This is a genomic window from uncultured Endozoicomonas sp. (assembly GCF_947495845.1).
Lineage (GTDB): Bacteria > Pseudomonadota > Gammaproteobacteria > Pseudomonadales > Endozoicomonadaceae > Endozoicomonas.
On the sequence record NZ_CANMAO010000001.1, the window covers coordinates 378,273 to 391,689 of the forward strand.

The following is a 13,417-nucleotide window of genomic DNA, read 5'->3' on the forward strand; positions in this document are numbered from 1 at the left end:
TTTTTGGAAGGATGCATAGGAAGCTATGTGTGACTCATAAATTGATTATTGGGATTACGTTGAAAGCTAGCTTAAGTTACAGGGCAGGCTAGAATGGATTTGAATAGCTTCATTTTTAGTGAGATCGATAAATCTCAAGCGATGGATCTATTACAACTACTCACCTTGGGCTTGACCTGATGTCTTGCTTCCCGCAATCTAAAGAATATATGAGTCATATTGCAGAGCTTAGGTTGGAACGATACTGCACAAGTACGGTCTGACCTGCTACTGTGTACATACTGATCAATGTTGAAGAAGATAAAAAGAATACGATAGTAGTACTCTTTACTTTAGTCAGCGTACAGAAAGAGCATTGTTCAAGTCAGTTTTGCTGTGGAACAGCACAAAAGGGGGATTTTTTTATTATGGGAGCTCTGACGAAAGCGGATATGGCTGAACGCCTGAATACCGAGCTGGGTTTGAATAAGCGGGAAGCCAAGGAAATGGTGGAGCTGTTTTTTGAAGAAATTCGTCAATCTCTGGAAAATAATCAACCGGTAAAGCTGTCTGGTTTTGGTAACTTCGATCTTCGGGATAAACGACAAAGGCCTGGACGAAATCCAAAAACAGGGGAAGAAATACCCATTTCACCCCGGCGAGTAGTGACGTTTAAGCCCGGTCAGAAACTCAAGGCAAGAGTGGAAAGCTACTCAGGAAGCGACCATGCAGGACACGGAACTCAGGACGAGTCAACTTCCGGCTATACCCGGTAAACGCTATTTTACTATTGGTGAAGTCGGTGAATTGTGTTGTGTAAAAACCCATGTGCTTCGCTATTGGGAACAGGAATTTCCTCAGCTGTCACCTGTTCGTAGGGGGAATCGCCGTTATTACCGACATGAAGATGTGCTGCTGGTGCGGCAGATCCGTGATCTTCTCTATGACCAGCGATTCACTATTGATGGCGCAAGGACGCAATTAAAGAAAAATGCCTCCAGCAAACGGGTTGCCGAGCATCACGTTACGATTGATCAGGTTATTGCTGAGCTGGAAAGCGTGGTTGAAATTCTGAATTAAACTTACAGCCTTTCCTTAATAAACCCTTTTAATCTCTGACTGTTGATATAGCAGTGATTCTTTCTCTGTAGACTGTTCTTAGTTACCCATTGTCATCTGACTGTCATAAATGATTCATAAAATGGTCAGGTTTTCAGAAGTTGGGTAGTCACCATGATAAAGATAACAAAACGACCGCTGTTCTATATTTTCCTGCTTATCGTTCAGGCTACTCTATGCCGTAATGTGCTGGCTTCAGAGATTCTTTTTACCATACATGGATCTAATACGGTAGGAGCCTCACTTGGCCCGGCACTGGCTGCAGGGTTTCTTGAAAATCAGGGGGCTTCTGATGTCAGGGTTCTATCTGATAAATCCATCAATGAAAGCATGATCAAAGGTTTTATGGCTGCTGATAATAAAGAGGTTGCCATTAAAATTGAGGCTCATGGTTCGTCAACGGGTTTCAAAGGGCTTCAGTCTCGGCAAGCCGATATTGCGGCTTCCTCCCGGCGAGGTAAAGAGTCTGAACGATCGCTATTATGGGCAAACTGTGATTTATTCAGTGAGCAATCTGAATATGTTATTGGTATTGATGGTCTTGCCATTATTGTGCATCCCGATAACCCGGTAAGCGCTCTGAGTGTTGATCAGGTGGCCAGGTTGTTTTCCGGATCAATCTCCAATTGGAAACAGTTAGGAGGGAGGGATCTGGCCGTAACACCGTTGGCCCGGGATGAACAGTCTGGAACCTGGGACACGTTCAAATCACTGGTTTTGGCCAAAAAACATAAGCTTAAAAGTCGGGTAGAGCGCTTTGAGTCGAATGAGGTTTTGTCTGCAACGGTAGTGAGTAGCCCTGGTGGAATTGGCTTTGTCAGCCTTAATACGATTGGTGCAGCCAAACCTTTGAAAGTGGCTGATGCCGCTGGCAAGAGCCTGTCTCCTTCGGTGATCAATGTATCTACGGAGGATTATCTGCTAAGCCGTCGCCTTTACATGTATATACCGGAAAATAATGATAAACCAATGGCCAGAGCATTTCTGGAGTACGCTATTGGCAAAGAAGGGCAGTCTATTGTGGAGAGTGTCGGGTATGTGGCTCAGAGTATTCAACCCAAAGCTTCCGACCAAAGTGCCATGCCAGCAGACTATCAAAAGCTGGTTGATTCATTTACAAGACTGTCGGTCAACTTTCGATTTGAACAGGGTAAGGCCAAGCTTGATAACAAGGCGATTCGAGATATTGGACGGTTGGCAGATTTTCTGGCAATAGATGATCGATCAATTCGCCTGATTGGTTTTGGAGAAACGAACGATGACTCTCCTTTTTCCAAGACGCTGGCAAAGCTACGGGCTGATGTGGTTAGACGACATTTGGTTCGTGCCGGAGTGTCTAGAGGTAGTATTGAGTTGGCGGGTTACGTTCCTGTGGTGGACATGGATTTAGAAGATAGTCGCTTAAAAGTAATCCGTGACAGGCGGGTTGAGGTGTGGCTGTATGATACAACCACTGCGACTTTTGAGCCTGAACCAGCGGCAACAACGGTAATGAGCCATTAGTTCAGGCTTTGCTACTGCGCTTCATATATTTAATGATGCATATATCTGGATTTCTATATATTAATAACCGGAGCGCTTTTGTAGGTATGCCTGCGCCTGTTCGTGAATCATTTGTAGTTGTGTATTGGCTTGTACAAAAGCCTTACCGCGATCTCCCCTACCCTCTAAAACCAGCTGATTTATTTTTTCCGTCAGGTTATTATTATTGATTGTACCGGTATCAATTCCTTTTTTTAATTGCTCAAGCACCATGAATGTACCAGTCCGACCAACCCCTGCGCGGCAATGGACCAGCTTAGGTGATTCTCCAGATTGATTCTTAACCTGACTCATAAAACCATCGAATTTTTTCATTCCATCGCCGCTGGGGACACCGTGATCTGGCCAGTCCGTGAAATGAAAAACCTTAATCTCTTTAGATTCCTGAAGAAGGCTTCCATCAGGAGCTTGTACATGAAGACTAAGCTTCGTAATATCATAGCCAGTATGCTTCTCTGTCTCCATGTTTTCGACAGAGTACCATTGGCCATCCATGAAATGTTGCTGTAAGCCTCCTGGCTCTGGCCAATACTGGGCTCTTAAATCTGTTCCCTGGAGACCGGTTCTCTTGTTAATTTCATCATTTGAATTGGTCAGGTTAACGACAGACGTTATACCTTCGGACGCAATCATTGAAAAGAATGCTGGTAAGCCTTGTTCGTTATTCATCATAGGGGCTTGACTAGCAATATAATTCTGATCAAACGTGTAGTTTGCATTTATAGGCTGTTTATTAATATTCACGGCGGAGTGTTTTGGTGGAAGAATATTTGTAAATCGAGCTCCACCAAGCAACTCTCCTTTGTTGTAAGAAGGCTCTTCCTGCGTCGCCTGTTTTAAATCGTCAAACCAGTTCTCATAATTAATCGCGTTGCTTTGGGGTACCTGAGCTTTTGCAACGCTTAAAGCGTGTGAAGGCCTTGGAGGAAGCGATGGTCTATTTGATGAGCTTCTGGGTGGAGGCGGTGGCGGAGCTTCGCTGTGAGGAGCTGGCTTAGTAGCACCACTGGGTGGTCGTGATGAGATTGGGGCAGACCTACTTTGGTTCTGATCAGGTAATTCTGGTAGTGGGTCATAAGGGCTGCGTCTTGTTTCGGGTAGTGCAGTATTCGTAATGTGGCGGTCCTTCAGCCTTACAGTTGCTGCTTTATCGCTTTCAGCTTTTGCTAATTTTGACTTTGCAATTTTATACTGGGGGCTGATTTTGCGAAGAAAGCCTTTACCAAGTTTTTTTACGGCAGAATCACTATCCTTGTCTTTAAACCTGTCAACTTTCCGACGCAAGCTATCTATGTTTGTACTGTCTGGGTTGTTACCTGAGGTGGGGTGCATAGTTATCGTCCTTGATACATCTGAATTTATGGTAACTATAGCTAACTATCAGGTAACTAAGGTTCGAATGAGGGATAGTTGTCAACGCCGTTTTGGCTTAAACGGTTTCTTTTCTTCAGGCGCGTTGAAGACCAGATACAGCTCCATTAAAACTTCAGGAATTTGGCTGCACATGTCTTCAACCAGCTCTTCGTTTTTGCGGATATCCTTAAACTCCTGCTCGTCATCAAACAGACCGGAGGCCAGCATAATGGGCAGCAAAAGTTCACATACTTCCTGTTCATTACTGATAAACCAGGCATCTTCGTTTAGGAAATGCGCCACCATAAAGCCGGTACACCAGTTGGCCAGAGCATCATCATCGTGATCCTCCAGCTCGGCTTCGCAGGATAGGGAAAACCCTTCTTCCTCATCATTGAAGCCACGGTCAATAGTGGTTTGAACTTCCTGAATGAGTCTGTTCAGTTCTTTGGCCTGTTCTGCAGGCAGGTCAACCTTCTGATCAAAAACACTCTCGTTACGCTCATGCTCGGTGAGATCGGTTGGGCAGATTGTCAGGGCGGTCAGAAATCCATGAAGGCCGTGGTAGTCAAGAGTACCTTCATTTTTTTCAGAGAATGGCTGAAGAAAAGTTTCCAGCGAGGCCCGTGTGTTTGGCATGGAATCATGTCCTGTGAATACGAGGTTAGCATTCTACTCTGCTGGCATTACGCTGAAAAGCAGGGAGGTTGACTTAAGTACCCAACCATATGAAATCATATTTTCTGACTCATTGATCAGACTCTCTGACTGCGTTGCGACTCTGGTCACATAGCTCGCTATGCTCCCGGCGTTGCGCCTTGCAGAGAACCTGATCAACAAGTCAGAAATATTCGATTCCATATGGCCGGGTACTTACTGGTTCAGAGGTGCCGGTGACCATCAGGAATGCTATGCGACTTATGGGATGCGAAAGCTTACACAACTCCGTATACTTTTCACTTTTGAATTTGGCTGTTTTTGAAGTTCATGTCAGACCCTGCTCTCAATATTTTAAACGACACGTTTGGCTATCCATCGTTTCGAGGATTTCAGCAAGATGTCATTGCAGAAGTAGTGGCTGGCCGTGATGCTCTGGTTCTGATGCCTACGGGTGGAGGGAAGTCTCTCTGCTATCAAATTCCTGCATTGATGCGAGGTGGCACGGCAGTTGTTGTGTCTCCGCTGATCGCGCTGATGGAAGATCAGATAAATAGCCTGAGGGAGCTCGGCATTCGAGCGGACTGCTTGCATTCCGGTATGTCTCCAGAAGATCGTCAGCAAGTGGAGCGAGAGCTGTTGATGGGCGATCTGAATCTGCTTTACGTGGCTCCAGAGCGACTGTTGACGGAATCTATGTTGCGTTTGCTGGATCAAATGCAAGTTGCTCTTTTTGCGATCGATGAAGCGCACTGTGTTTCCCAGTGGGGGCATGACTTTCGTCCGGAATACCTTCAGTTGCACCACCTGCAGGAACGCTTTCCTGCCGTTCCAAGAATTGCCCTAACGGCCACAGCGGATAAGCGCACCCGTCAGGAAATTCGTGAGCGTCTCGGATTGCAATCCGCCAGGGTGTTCATTGACAGTTTTAATCGTCCCAATATTTTTTATCGTATCAGCCAGAAAAAGCAGGGTAAGCAGCAGTTATTGAAATTTCTGGAGAAAGAGCATCCAGAAGATTCTGGCATTGTTTATTGTCTTTCCCGGAAAAAGGTTGAACAAACGGCAGAGTGGTTGAGCCAGGCTGGGCGTAAAGCCATTCCCTATCATGCAGGCTTGCCGCCTGAGCAGCGAAAAGCCAATCAACACCGTTTTATTGCGGAAGAAGGGATTATCGTAGTGGCCACCATTGCCTTTGGCATGGGGATCGATAAACCAGACGTGCGTTTTGTTGCGCACTTGGATTTGCCCAAAAGTATCGAAGCGTATTATCAGGAAACCGGCCGTGGTGGGCGTGATGGGCTGCCCGCAACGGCTTGGATGGTGTATGGCCTTCAGGATGTGGTACTTCTCCGACAAATGCAGGCTCGATCAATAGCGAGTCAGCAAGTGCAGCAGGTGGAGCGGCAGAAGCTGGAAGCGATGCTTTCGCTGTGTGAAGTCACCGGTTGCCGTCGTCAAGTACTACTGAATTATTTTGATGAACCACTGGATAAACCCTGTGGCTATTGCGATTTGTGCCTGGAGCCTGCAGAAGTGTGGGATGGCACAGAAGCAGCGCAGAAAGCACTGTCGTGTATCTACCGCAGCGGTCAGAGTTTTGGTGTCGCACATCTGGTTGATGTGTTGCAGGGTAAGCAAAATGATAAGGTTCGCCGCTTTGGTCATGATCGGTTAAGTACTTTTGGCATTGGCAATGAGCTGGATCAGAATGGCTGGCGCTCAGTATTCCGACAATTGGTGGCACGAGGCTATGTGAATGTGGATGTTGATGGCCACGGTGCCCTGAAACTAAACGATAGTTGTCGATCAATTCTTAAGGGCAATGAACGTATAGAGCTGCGGCGTGATCGCTATGAGCCTTCTACTAAGTATCAGAAGGAGTATAAAGAAGTCGGCCGGGTGGTGGTGGAAGCGCACGACCAACAACTCTGGGAAACCCTGAGACAGTGGCGTCGGAACCATGCAGAAGAGCAGAGTGTGCCAGCCTATGTCATCATGAATGATAAAACGCTGATGGAGCTGATAAAGCATCGACCAACAACGCATCTTGAGCTTTCCCGTATCTCCGGGATCGGCCAACATAAGCTGGAAAAATACGGTGACGATTTGTTGGCAGTGTTAGGGACTGTTGACGTTGAAATCAATTAAAGGATCGTCTATGTCTATTCGTGTGTCTTCACTTTCACCGTAGGAGCACTCTGGGTGCGCTGTATTTGAGTTCTGGGGCATTGGCAGCAGAGCAGTACGCAGGCGTGTTCCTATTGAGGGTGAGAGTGTAGCTTACGAAATAGGTCTTTAGAAAAAAGTGATGGCTGCGTCAGTGGAGCCTTGAATATTTCTGCCGGTTGTTCAGTTGATTGTGGCCTGTGCTTTTCCTGCGTATGTCAATGGTCCTCTACAGGTTGTGCACAAGTAGATCGTTCCTCGCTGTGAACGGTTGTGTCGCACAGTGCTGAGGGCGATTTCCCTGCCTTTGCAATGACATTGATAAAGCCACTGTTTTCGGCTGCTTCTGCCGGTATCGTAACTGTGGCAGCGATCCGCTGGCAGTCTGAATACCTTTATCATTATCCCCTGCCATTCCCTTCCGTGAGCCCGAATTCGTGGGCCGAAAAGATCATAGGCCAGAAGGTGCGCTACTTCGTGAGCGACAGTTTGCTGAATAAAATGCTCGCGGTTCTCCTGTAACAGCACTTTATTAAAACGCAGCTGATGCTTTTCGATCCAGGCTTGACCAGCCGTTGCGCCGGTAAGATCCAGACGAATGTAAGGTCGTTTAAATGATTTCTGGAAAAAGCGTTCGGCTTCCTGATACAGCTCAAGCACGCGCTGTTCGATTTGGTGAAGGTCGTTCTGCAACGGTTTATTATCCTCCTGGTGTTGAGCTGGAAGGTTGAGCTGGAAGGTTGAGCTGGAAGGTTGAGCTGGAAGGTTGAGCTGGAAGGATAACGGATTATCGGGAGCTGGAAAATGGGTATAATCGCCGGCCATAAATGACAGGCATAAAAATGGCCGCATTAGCGGCCAAATCTGAAAAGAAGGACTCAGTAACTTTGGACGTATTCAGGTCCAACACCCATGCCCCAGAAGATCACGGTGGTGATCATAATGGACACTAGAACCACTAAACCAATGCAAAGAATAGAACTGGCGTAAATAAATCCCTGTTCTTTGGGAATTTTCATGAAGATATGGAGTCCACTATAGAGTAGGTAAGCTGTTGCTGAAACAGCGGCTGTCCCTGCGCAGATTGCTACCCAGAGTGAAGGGTAAAGCCCGCTGAGGCCAATCAGAAACAGTGGATAGGCGGTATAGCAGGTGAAGGCTGTGCAGTCGGTCAGGCTGGGGTTGCTGTTAAAGTTGCTGCTCATCCATTGCATGAACCAGCTCATGACGGCAACACCGCTGATGGTGGCGAGCCAGGCCAGAAGGGCCATCCAAAGGGCGCTGTCGCTGGTAAGACGCACGACATCATCATTGCCGGGCAGTGACCAGCCCACCATGGTGGTACCGATGTAGGTTGAAATAGCTGGCAAGGCTGCCAGCCAGATGATTTGACCAAGATAAAGCTGAAGAAGACCGGGCGGGTTTTTACGAATACTGGTCCACTCGTGGTCCGGCTCAGTAAGTAAACCCCAAAAATGGCTAAGGATCATGGTTGTGCCTCCATGTCTTGGTAAGCAATCAGCCTTCTCGTCGTTAATAGAGAAGACGCTGATGCTGACCGGCGGTTGACCGTTTGTTGTTATTATAGTTATTGGCTATCTGTCGCTGCTTTGTGTGCAGCGTTGTATGACAGAACCGCTTGTAGCCGCCCCACAGTGATTACATATATTTTTATAAATGTAAATATCGCCGGTGTAAATAAAATTTTTTAATGCCAATTTTGTGAGTCAGTAGGTATTCTATAGAAATCACATTTTTTATGAGGAAAGTATGCTGAACAGGGTCGACAAACTCATGCTGAGTACATTACTTGTGCTGACTTTACTTTCAGGTTGGTATCTCTGGCCGTTACCAACAAATGAGCTTCAGGAGGTGGTTGAGCTTAAGGAAATTCCTTCTCATCTGCCGGATTTTGGCAGTATCGTCGATGTAAAAAGCAAGAAAAGTGCTTTCTTTGATTACGTTCTACCGATGGTAGAGCGAGAGAATCAAGTCATCCTGCAGAATCGCCAACAGTTGCTTGAGTTGTCGGCAAAAACGACGCTCTCTGAGGATGAAGCTGGCTGGGTGAAGAGCCTGGCCAAACGGTATCGTCTAAAAAGTATTGAAACCGTTGACCGAGCGCTATTTGAAACGTTGCTGCCCCGGGTGGATATTATTCCCGCATCACTGGCTCTGGCGCAATCTGCCAATGAGAGTGCTTGGGGAACGTCCCGTTTTGCGACGCAGGGTAATAACTTTTTTGGACAATGGTGTTTCAGTCCGGGCTGCGGAATTGTTCCCAGTGGTCGCCCTGAAGGGAAAACCTATGAAGTGCAAAAGTTTGAGACGGTTTACGCTTCTGTTCAGGCGTATATGCATAACCTGAACACCAATCACTCTTATCAGTCGTTGAGAGCAATGCGTGAGAGTAACCGGGAAAAGCGCTTGCCAGTAACCGGTGTAAACCTTGCCCAGGGGCTTGGTGCATACTCGATTCGTGGTGATGACTACATCCAGGAACTGATTGCCATGATTAACAGCAACGAGCTTATCCAGTATGATGACGATGATCAGGGGTAATTAAGTACCCAACCATATGAAATCATATTTTCTGACTTGTTGATCAGCCCCTCTGACTGCGTTGCAACTCTGGTCACATAGCTCGCTATGCTCCCGCTGTTGCGCCTTGCAGAGAACCTGATTAACAAGCCAGAAATATTCGATTCCATATGGCCGGGTACTTAGGCTCTGTTAACATAACCCAACAGAGAGAGGGAGTTCCTATGAATCACAAAGATAAAATAATGACTCGTTCTCCTTCTCTTCTCCGGCCTTTCTGGTTACTGTTTTTATTATTTTCTGTCGCATTTTCAGTCAATATTCAAGCCGCACCGGCCAGTGAATACTGGGCTGTTTGGGATGGTGGTGATGAGGGTTCCAGCAAAACAGTGAGTCATCAGAACTGGCAGGATATTCTGGATGAATATCTTGTCGTCCATTCAGCGGGTAATACTTTTCGGTATCAGGCAGTTTCACAAGCAGACCGTGAGAAACTAAAAGATTACCTGAGTCGTCTATCAACCGTTGAGCCTTTGTCTTATTCAAAGGCGGAACAGAAAGCGTTCTGGATCAATCTGTATAATGCCCTGACTGTGGATCTTATTCTGCAAAACTATCCTCTTGAGTCCATAGCGGATATCGGTCCTTGGTATCGTTTTGGCCCATGGGATGAAAAGGTGATTACCGTTGCTGGCCTGCCGCTGACGCTGAATGATATCGAGCACAGAATACTCAGGCCTTTATGGGAAGATAACCGGATTCATTATGCGGTGAATTGTGCCAGCATGGGTTGTCCGGATTTATCACCACAGGTTTTTACCGCGGCCAATACAGAGCAATTACTGGATAAGCTGGCCGATCGGTTTGTTAGCCAGGAGAAAGGTATAACCTGGATTGACGGCAGGTTGGTTCTGTCGCGAATTTATGAATGGTATGAAGTGGATTTTGTCGACAAAGATGGCGTGTTGCTGCATTTACAGAAATACGCCCGGCCTGATACTGCGAAAAAAATCAAGAGTCATACCGGTATCGTGAAGTACCGGTATGACTGGCGGCTGAACGAACCGCAATAAAGCAATCAGGGCTCGAAGTTGAGCACCTGTACCCCGTTATTTTCTTCTTGAATGCTGATATTGCCAGAAAAGATAAACTGGTTATCAGCATGCTCATAACCTTTACGTTCTGAGCTGCGATCGACCGTCAGGTTTTTAAAATCAAACAGCTCTGTGTCGCCCATCTGTGATGGCGCAATATTCTGCATGGCCGTAAAAATGGACTCGATACGACTAGGGTGCTTCTTTTCCCATTCTGTCAGCATGGCTTTGATATTCTGGCGCTGAAGGTTTTCCTGAGAGCCGCAAAGGTTGCATGGAATGATTGGGAATTCCATCTGGTCAGCAAAGGCGGTGATGTCTTTTTCCCGGCAATAGGCCAGAGGGCGAATCACGACGTTTCGACCATCATCAGAGCGAAGCTTTGGCGGCATGCCGGCCAGTCGTGAGCCGTAAAACATGTTCAGAAACATGGTTTCGACGATATCGTCTTTATGATGGCCAAGGGCTATTTTGGTGGCGCCGATGTCTTCAGCAAAGGCGTAGAGTGTACCTCGTCTCAGACGTGAGCAAAGGCCGCAGGTGGTTTTGCCTTCAGGAATCTTTTCCTTAACGACGGAGTAGGTATCGCGGTTGATGATGTGATAAGGAACGCCAAGGCCATCCAGATACTCTGGCAGTATTTCTTCCGGAAAGCCGGGTTGCTTTTGATCCAGATTCACGGCAAGCAGCTCAAAGTCGATGGGTGCGCTTTTCTGCAGGCTCATCAGGATGTGGAGCATTGTATAGCTGTCTTTACCCCCGGACAGGCAGACCATGACCCGGTCACCGTCTTCAATCATATTGAAGTCTTCGATGGCTCTGCCTGCCATGCGTCTCAGCTTCTTCTGCAGTTTATTGAAGCCGTGCGTATCAGAACCGGTCAGGTTGGTTGTGGTCATAGGGTTGGTTTCAGCTGTGTCTAAAAGGAAATTCGTCAATTATATCTGCCGCTCAGCTTTCAACCAAGTCAGGGTTTTAGGAATCGACGGTAGGTAAGTAGTTGACCAAATGAAATCATATTTTCTGACTAAGTGGACAGCCACTCTCGGCAACTTGCTCCTGCGTTGCTTTTATGCCCTTGGGTGCTACCTTCTGCATCCATGCAGTCGTGCATCGTTGCAGCTCCAGTCACATAGCTACGGCTATGCTCCCTCCGCAGCGCCTTGCATTGTAACTGGCCACTCAGCCAGAAATATTCGATTCCATTTGCACAACTACTTATCGATTAATTTTATTGGCAGCGATGTCACGATATTGAGAGCGATGATCTACTATTGATGATTGGGATTGATCAGGGACAGTTTACGATCGAACGCCACTGGCGGTACTATAAATGTTGTCAGGATGTCTCTCATAGCTACAAAACCATCTGATGAAATTCTATAAACCTCGGAACGGGGTTAACAATAATAGTGTTTCCAGTATTGGAGCAGGGGTTGCAAAATGTCAGACCATGAAAAATCAAAAACTTGGTTGTTGACTCGTCGTGACGAGCTGAACACCCGATTGGGCAGTATCAAAGAAGACGTGACTCGTAAGAACAGTGCAGACTGGTCGGAGCAGGCTCAGGAGCGTGAAAACGACGAGGTGATGGATGCTCTGGGTAACGAGGCCGTCATGGAGCTTCGCAAGATTAATAAGGCGCTGGATCGGATTAATGAAGGTGAGTACGGCTACTGTGATGGCTGTGGTCAAGAGATACCCGGGCAACGCCTGAAAGTGATGCCCTATGCGGATTATTGTGTCGGGTGTGCAGAAGCACAAGGCCTCTGACAACGGCTCATCAAGATAAAGCCTGCCGAATGTCTCAAGCAGGCTTTAGAAGCTGTTCACAATCTTTCTGCGAGCTGCAAACGATGATAAAACGCCCCTGTTTTTCAGTTTTCTTCGTTACGTAGCGCCACTATGCTCCTCAAAAAACTGAAAAACTGAAAAACTGAAAAACTGAAAAACTGAAAAACTGAAAAACAGGAACATTTTCTCCTCGTTTTCGCTATTCGCAAAAGATCATGAACAGCTTCTTATATCTGCGTTCTGATTAAAGTAGTCAGATTCCTCTCGAGAGCTCCCCGATTCAATGATCTGTTTCTGATAACTGTCACAGAAGCTTTTGATGGTGCCAGGGTTTCTGCTGTGGAAATGTTTGTACCAAAGTCGCCCCATGGAACGAACATCATCCTTGCCAATTAACTCCAACGTAGTGCCTGAACGCAGGTAAATCATCCAGGCAATGGCGGTTGCATAGGCTAGATTGGTCGCCAGCTCATGGTGAGGATGGGCGAGAAATTCCCGTTGGCTGGCCAGCCCCCTCACTTTGCTTGAGAGTTCTGGCTGTGTGGCTAAAAACTGATCCCAGACTTTACGGTGCATTCTGGGGGATATCTGATAAATTCCAAGCGCGTGCTGATTAGCGATTTTCAGGTGGAAGCCAAGGCCAGACTCTCTGGCGGCGGTGCCAAGCAACAAGTTTTCAGCGGTTGGGCTCCACATGCCCAGATGTTTCAGAGCCGGACGAACCACGTAATGCCTCAGCTCCTTGGCGCAGATTCCCATTCCTCAAGTCCTTTTGTGGGATAGAAGATGCTAACAACTCCTGTCATTAGCCTTATTCAAATATCGTATCACCATCGGATTTCTAAACAGATAGCTGAAAGCAAATTTGGTGGATCGTACTAATTACATGGCCGTCTTTTTTGAGGTAGGTTGCTTGGAAACTAATAGCCTCAAAACGAGGGGGAAGTATGCAAGTACGTCGGACTGCATTATCTGCAGCAGTATTGATGGGGTTGGTATCAATCACCGGAGCTGCATCGGCTGCCACTATTGATCTGCGCGTGCTGGAAACCACGGACATTCACGCCAATGTCATGGACTACGACTATTACACAGCGATTCCCGCTGCTCATTCATTAAAGCTGGATTCTAGAGATTGTCCCATCAGGCATTTATTCAGGCCGTGAGAT

General features: G+C 46.9%; 14 protein-coding genes. 8 read left to right on the plus strand and 6 right to left on the minus strand.

Annotated elements, in window-relative coordinates; all coding sequences use genetic code 11:
* Positions 1-407: 407 nt before the first annotated feature.
* The 3 genes from ihfA (at position 408) to Q1B11_RS01625 (ending at position 2,601) form a co-directional block, all read left to right on the plus strand.
* Positions 408-755, plus strand: coding sequence for an integration host factor subunit alpha (gene ihfA / locus Q1B11_RS01615; RefSeq protein ID WP_299726336.1), 348 nt, complete (start codon positions 408-410; stop codon positions 753-755).
* The gene (locus tag Q1B11_RS01620) at positions 706-1,059 is read left to right on the plus strand and encodes a MerR family transcriptional regulator (RefSeq protein WP_299726339.1); all 354 of its coding nucleotides are present in this window, start codon (positions 706-708) and stop codon (positions 1,057-1,059) included. Before ihfA ends, Q1B11_RS01620 begins: the two co-directional genes overlap by 50 nt.
* Positions 1,060-1,212: 153 nt before the next feature.
* On the plus strand, positions 1,213-2,601 hold the full coding sequence (locus Q1B11_RS01625; protein WP_299726342.1) for a substrate-binding domain-containing protein: 1,389 nt from the start codon (positions 1,213-1,215) through the stop codon (positions 2,599-2,601).
* Between the two features lie 60 nt (positions 2,602-2,661).
* On the opposite strand, the gene Q1B11_RS01630 is transcribed toward Q1B11_RS01625, so the two are convergent.
* Both Q1B11_RS01630 and Q1B11_RS01635 read right to left on the minus strand, forming a co-directional pair.
* Positions 2,662-3,972, minus strand: coding sequence for a protein-tyrosine phosphatase family protein (locus tag Q1B11_RS01630; protein ID WP_299726345.1), 1,311 nt, complete (start codon positions 3,970-3,972; stop codon positions 2,662-2,664).
* An 81-nt stretch (positions 3,973-4,053) separates the two neighbouring features.
* Positions 4,054-4,632, minus strand: a complete 579-nt coding sequence (locus Q1B11_RS01635) for a YecA family protein (RefSeq protein ID WP_299726348.1) — start codon at positions 4,630-4,632, stop codon at positions 4,054-4,056.
* 348 nt (positions 4,633-4,980) lie between these two features.
* On the opposite strand from Q1B11_RS01635, the gene recQ reads away from it, so the two are divergent.
* Positions 4,981-6,801 carry a DNA helicase RecQ gene (gene recQ, locus Q1B11_RS01640; protein WP_299726351.1) on the plus strand — a complete coding sequence of 607 codons (1,821 nt, stop codon included), beginning with the start codon at positions 4,981-4,983 and terminating at the stop codon, positions 6,799-6,801.
* Positions 6,802-7,002: 201 nt separating this feature from the next.
* Here recQ and Q1B11_RS01645 read toward each other — a convergent pair whose 3' ends face one another.
* A complete protein-coding gene (locus tag Q1B11_RS01645; RefSeq protein ID WP_299726354.1) occupies positions 7,003-7,671 on the minus strand; it encodes a SprT family zinc-dependent metalloprotease in 669 nt (222 codons plus the stop codon).
* Positions 7,672-7,697: 26 nt separating this feature from the next.
* Positions 7,698-8,309, minus strand: a complete 612-nt coding sequence (locus tag Q1B11_RS01650) for a Yip1 family protein (RefSeq protein ID WP_299726357.1) — start codon at positions 8,307-8,309, stop codon at positions 7,698-7,700.
* Positions 8,310-8,589: 280 nt separating this feature from the next.
* On the opposite strand from Q1B11_RS01650, the gene Q1B11_RS01655 reads away from it, so the two are divergent.
* Together Q1B11_RS01655 and Q1B11_RS01660 are read left to right on the plus strand one after the other, a co-directional pair.
* Complete coding sequence (locus tag Q1B11_RS01655; RefSeq protein WP_299726360.1) at positions 8,590-9,381, plus strand: glucosaminidase domain-containing protein; 792 nt, start codon at positions 8,590-8,592, stop codon at positions 9,379-9,381.
* 203 nt (positions 9,382-9,584) lie between these two features.
* The gene (locus Q1B11_RS01660; RefSeq protein ID WP_299726362.1) at positions 9,585-10,433 is read left to right on the plus strand and encodes a DUF547 domain-containing protein; all 849 of its coding nucleotides are present in this window, start codon (positions 9,585-9,587) and stop codon (positions 10,431-10,433) included.
* A gap of 5 nt (positions 10,434-10,438) precedes the next feature.
* Here Q1B11_RS01660 and ttcA read toward each other — a convergent pair whose 3' ends face one another.
* On the minus strand, positions 10,439-11,353 hold the full coding sequence (gene ttcA / locus Q1B11_RS01665) for a tRNA 2-thiocytidine(32) synthetase TtcA (RefSeq protein WP_299726365.1): 915 nt from the start codon (positions 11,351-11,353) through the stop codon (positions 10,439-10,441).
* 544 nt (positions 11,354-11,897) lie between these two features.
* On the opposite strand from ttcA, the gene Q1B11_RS01670 reads away from it, so the two are divergent.
* Positions 11,898-12,227: a TraR/DksA family transcriptional regulator gene (locus Q1B11_RS01670; protein ID WP_299726368.1), complete on the plus strand. Its 330-nt coding sequence runs from the start codon at positions 11,898-11,900 to the stop codon at positions 12,225-12,227.
* Positions 12,228-12,461: 234 nt separating this feature from the next.
* Here Q1B11_RS01670 and Q1B11_RS01675 read toward each other — a convergent pair whose 3' ends face one another.
* Entirely contained in the window at positions 12,462-13,007 is a 546-nt protein-coding gene (locus tag Q1B11_RS01675; protein ID WP_067522307.1) for a hypothetical protein, read from the minus strand.
* A 188-nt stretch (positions 13,008-13,195) separates the two neighbouring features.
* Here Q1B11_RS01675 and Q1B11_RS01680 point away from each other — a divergent pair, with 188 nt between their 5' ends.
* Positions 13,196-13,414, plus strand: a complete 219-nt coding sequence (locus Q1B11_RS01680) for a hypothetical protein (RefSeq protein ID WP_299726374.1) — start codon at positions 13,196-13,198, stop codon at positions 13,412-13,414.
* Positions 13,415-13,417 lie beyond the last annotated feature (3 nt).